The 3,225-nt window shown below is 71.3% G+C and carries 5 protein-coding genes; 1 reads left to right on the top strand and 4 read right to left on the bottom strand.

Annotated elements, in window-relative coordinates; translation table 11 throughout:
- The 3 genes from Q1N79_RS08130 to Q1N79_RS08120 all read right to left on the bottom strand — a co-directional run.
- Window positions 1-702: MBL fold metallo-hydrolase (locus tag Q1N79_RS08130; protein WP_300606160.1), on the bottom strand; the 702-nt coding region annotated here is incomplete at its 3' end.
- 21 nt (window positions 703-723) lie between these two features.
- Window positions 724-1,959 (bottom strand): MFS transporter, encoded by a 1,236-nt coding sequence (locus tag Q1N79_RS08125; RefSeq protein WP_300606157.1) that lies wholly within the window; start codon window positions 1,957-1,959, stop codon window positions 724-726.
- Window positions 1,956-2,501, bottom strand: a complete 546-nt coding sequence (locus Q1N79_RS08120; RefSeq protein ID WP_300606154.1) for a hypothetical protein — start codon at window positions 2,499-2,501, stop codon at window positions 1,956-1,958. The genes Q1N79_RS08125 and Q1N79_RS08120 overlap by 4 nt, the downstream gene beginning before the upstream one ends.
- Window positions 2,502-2,659: 158 nt before the next feature.
- Between Q1N79_RS08120 and Q1N79_RS08115 the strand changes: the two genes are divergently transcribed.
- Complete coding sequence (locus tag Q1N79_RS08115; protein WP_300606152.1) at window positions 2,660-2,956, top strand: YciI family protein; 297 nt, start codon at window positions 2,660-2,662, stop codon at window positions 2,954-2,956.
- Here Q1N79_RS08115 and Q1N79_RS08110 read toward each other — a convergent pair.
- The coding region (locus Q1N79_RS08110; protein WP_300606149.1) for a response regulator transcription factor at window positions 2,957-3,225 on the bottom strand (269 nt) is incomplete at its 5' end.

Raw genomic sequence — 3,225 nt, 5'->3', positions numbered from 1 at the left:
GGCGGCGACCGTCAGGTACTCGCGGTTCGCGGTGTAGATGCCGCGGCCACTCGGGAGCCCGTCTCCGCGCGGCAGGCCATGGCCGGGGATCACGGTCTCGTACGGAAGCGCCTCAAGCGCGGTGATCGCGGCCTGCCAGGCGTCGAACGCGTGCTCGCCGAGAAACAGGTGCACGCCGTTGTACAAGACGTCCTGGCTGATCAGCACCCCGGCGTCGGGCAGCGCGATGGTGAGCTGGGCGTCGGTCTCCGCGTCCGCGACCGCCTCGAAACGCAGCCGCACTCCATCGAGGGTCTCGTCCGTACCGGCCGGCACCAGGTGGTCCACCGGCCGGGATCTGGGCAGCGGCGTACCGGAGTGACCTGGCGTGCAGGCGTAGCCGCGCTGAATGCGCAGGTCGCCGCTGCGGTCGATCAGGTTCTTGACCGGCCCGAGGGCGTAGCCCGGCGCGCCGATCGCGGCGGCGCCGGCGAAATGATCGGGGTGCGCGTGCGAGATGTACAGCCTGGTGACAGGCTTGCCCAGGGAGTGGGCGACGGCCAGCACCTCCCGCGCATACTCCTGCGTCAGCGGTGCGTCGAACAGCACGACCTGCGAGGCGAGCTCGATGACATGGCTGTTGGCCCGCCATCCGGTCTCCGGAGCGGTGTAGGTGTGGACGGTCGCCGCGCCGGCCGGCGTGACGGTGACGTTTCCCTGCATGATCAGCACTCCCTTGCCGAATCAGCCCCGCCGCCGGATGACGAACGGGATGAGCAGAGCGCAGCCGGCCGCGATCACGATCGCCGCCACGGTCGTCGCGGTCTCCAGGCCGGTCCACAGCGACAGGACACCGACGCCGATGACCGGGACGCCGAGGCCGGCGTAGTTGACGAAGTAGATCGCGCCGAGCACCGCGCCGCGCTCGGCGGCGGGCGCCGCGACGGTCACTTCCGCGAGGTTGCCGGCGAACACCAGCCCATGGCCGGTCCCGGAGCACACCATCGCCGCCACGACCAGGACCACGTTCGCGGTTCCTTCGGCGGCGAGCAGCAGGACCAGCCCGCACGCCAGGACCGACAAGCCGGTCACCTGGGCGGTCAGCGGCGCCAGGCGCGGCGCGCCTACCTGGGCAAGCGTCGAGGCGGCGATCGCCACGAACAGGCCGCCGGCGGTGAGTGCCAGGTTGCTCGTGTGCAGGATCGATCCGAGCAGCGAGGCGATCACCGCGGAGAACACGCCGAGCACCGCCCAGCACAGCAGTTCCGCGATGGCGATGACGCGGAACCGGGGCCGCATGGCGTCCGGGATCCGCGGCATGGCCGGCCGCCAGCGGCCGGCCGCCTCGGCCGGCCGGGGCCGCCGGCCCGGAATCGACCAGGCCAGGGCCAGCGCGGCAGCCACCAGTCCCAGGTGCACGGCCAGCGGTGTTATCCGTGGCGACGGGGCGTACTGCGCCAGCAGGCCGCCGGCCAGCGGCCCGACGGCAAGGCCGCCGGTGATGGCGATCGTCCCGGCCAGCGCCGCCGTCCGCTGCGCCGCAACGGGGTCGCGGCGCAGACCGCCGGCACTGTCGCTCAGGGTCGCGGTGCTCGCGGCTGTCGCCAGGGCGATACCCAGGCCCTGCGCCAGCCTTCCCGCGAACAGCCACGACGTGTCGCCGGCCAGCATGAACGCCAGGTCACCGGCGGCGAAGGCCGCCAGCCCGGCAAGCACGAGGCTGCGACGGCCCGCAATATCCGACAGCGTGCCGAAGACGAGCAGGCCCGGCAGGATGACCGCAACCACCGGCACCGCGTACAGCAGCGTCTGGGTCAGCGGCGAGAACCCGAAACGCTCTCGCAGCAGCCCGTACAGCGCGCTCGGCAGGTTGTTGCCCATGAACAGCACGAACAGCGCCGCAGCCGCTCCGGTGAAGGCCCGGCGAGCGGAGCTGTTAACGCGCGGTTCCGTGACGCCGACCGCCGCGGCCGTGGTCACCGGCTGCTTTCATCGCCGGCGGCACCGGCGATCTCGCTGGGTACCGGTAGCCGAAGTTGCCGCAGCACCTGCTCGAGCGTGCGCGTGAATCGCGACGCGACTTCGGCCAGCTCAGCGGCGGGGAACACATCGAACAGGTCCGCGGGCAGGTCCACCCCCAGCACGGCGGTTCCGTCGGAGGCCTCGGCGATGACCACGCGCAGCGGCAGGTACAGGAAGCACGCCGGGTCGACCCGGAACCCCTTCTCCGCCTCGATGATGTTGCCGGACAGGTACGTGACGCCGCGGCGGGTGCTACCGTTCAGCTTCATCACCGGGCTGGGGTCGAAGGTGAAGAAGCTGGCCAGGCCGTTGGTGGCGGTGTTGCGGGACAGGCTCTCGATCCCGGCCCATCCCGCACCGCTGTTGACCACGCCGATGGCCTCCAGCCGGTCGAACGCCGGAACCGTGGCTTCGTACTCCGCGCGGAATTGCTCGTAGGGACGGCCGGTCGCGATCGCGATGTGCCGGACTGTCCTGGGTGTGACGGTGATTGCAGACATGCCGCCGAGCCTGCCCGCTGCCACGCCGATCGCGCGTGACTGGATCAGGTGATTAATCCGCCCGGCAGTGCACCAACGGGAATGGCCCGGATAAGTGATGCGCGCCGCGACGGCTTACGCCGAGGCTGGGCCTCTCACCCAACGACGGAGATGAAGCCATGAAATTCGCGAACTACATCCGCTACGTCCAAGACGCCGACGCCGTCGCCGCGATCCGTCCGGCGCACCGCGCCTACCTGCACGGCCTGCTCGAACGCGGGCAGCTCGCGGCCGCCGGCCCGTTCGCCGACGGCACCGGTGCGCTGTTCATCTACGAAGCCGGCGACATCGGCATTGCTCGCGGCCTCGCCGAGGCCGACCCGTACACCCTCGGCGGCGTGATCAGGCACCAGACGATCACCCCATGGGTGCTGGTGTACTCAAACCCCGGGTTGCTCGAGCAGCCGGGCGAGTGACTAAGCGGACTGGCGCTCGCCTGCTAGCCGGGCCAGTTCTACGCGGGACCGGATGCCGAGTTTGGCGAAGACGTGCCGCAGGTGCGAGTTCACCGTGTGCGCGGAGATATAGAGGCGCTCGGCGGCCTCGCGGTCCGTCGCGCCGCCGGTAACCAGCCGGACGACGGCGAACTCGGAGGCGGTCAGCTCCGGCCACTGCGCCGCCGCCGTGTAGGGGCGGCCGCCCGCGCGCGGCGCCCCGCGCTCGCGGAGCAGCCGCCGAAGACGCG

It is taken from the genome of Trebonia sp. (assembly GCF_030042015.1).
Lineage (GTDB): Bacteria > Actinomycetota > Actinomycetes > Streptosporangiales > Streptosporangiaceae > Trebonia.
Note: the sequence above shows the minus strand (reverse complement) of the source record. Positions and strands in the feature narration are given on the sequence as shown.

Excerpts from the sequence above, each read along its gene's own strand:
- Q1N79_RS08120 (WP_300606154.1), bottom strand. The coding sequence starts at position 2,501 with ATGTCTGCAATCACCGTCACACCCAGGACAGTCCGGCACATCGCGATC.
- Q1N79_RS08115 (WP_300606152.1), top strand. The coding sequence starts at position 2,660 with ATGAAATTCGCGAACTACATCCGCTACGTCCAAGACGCCGACGCCGTC.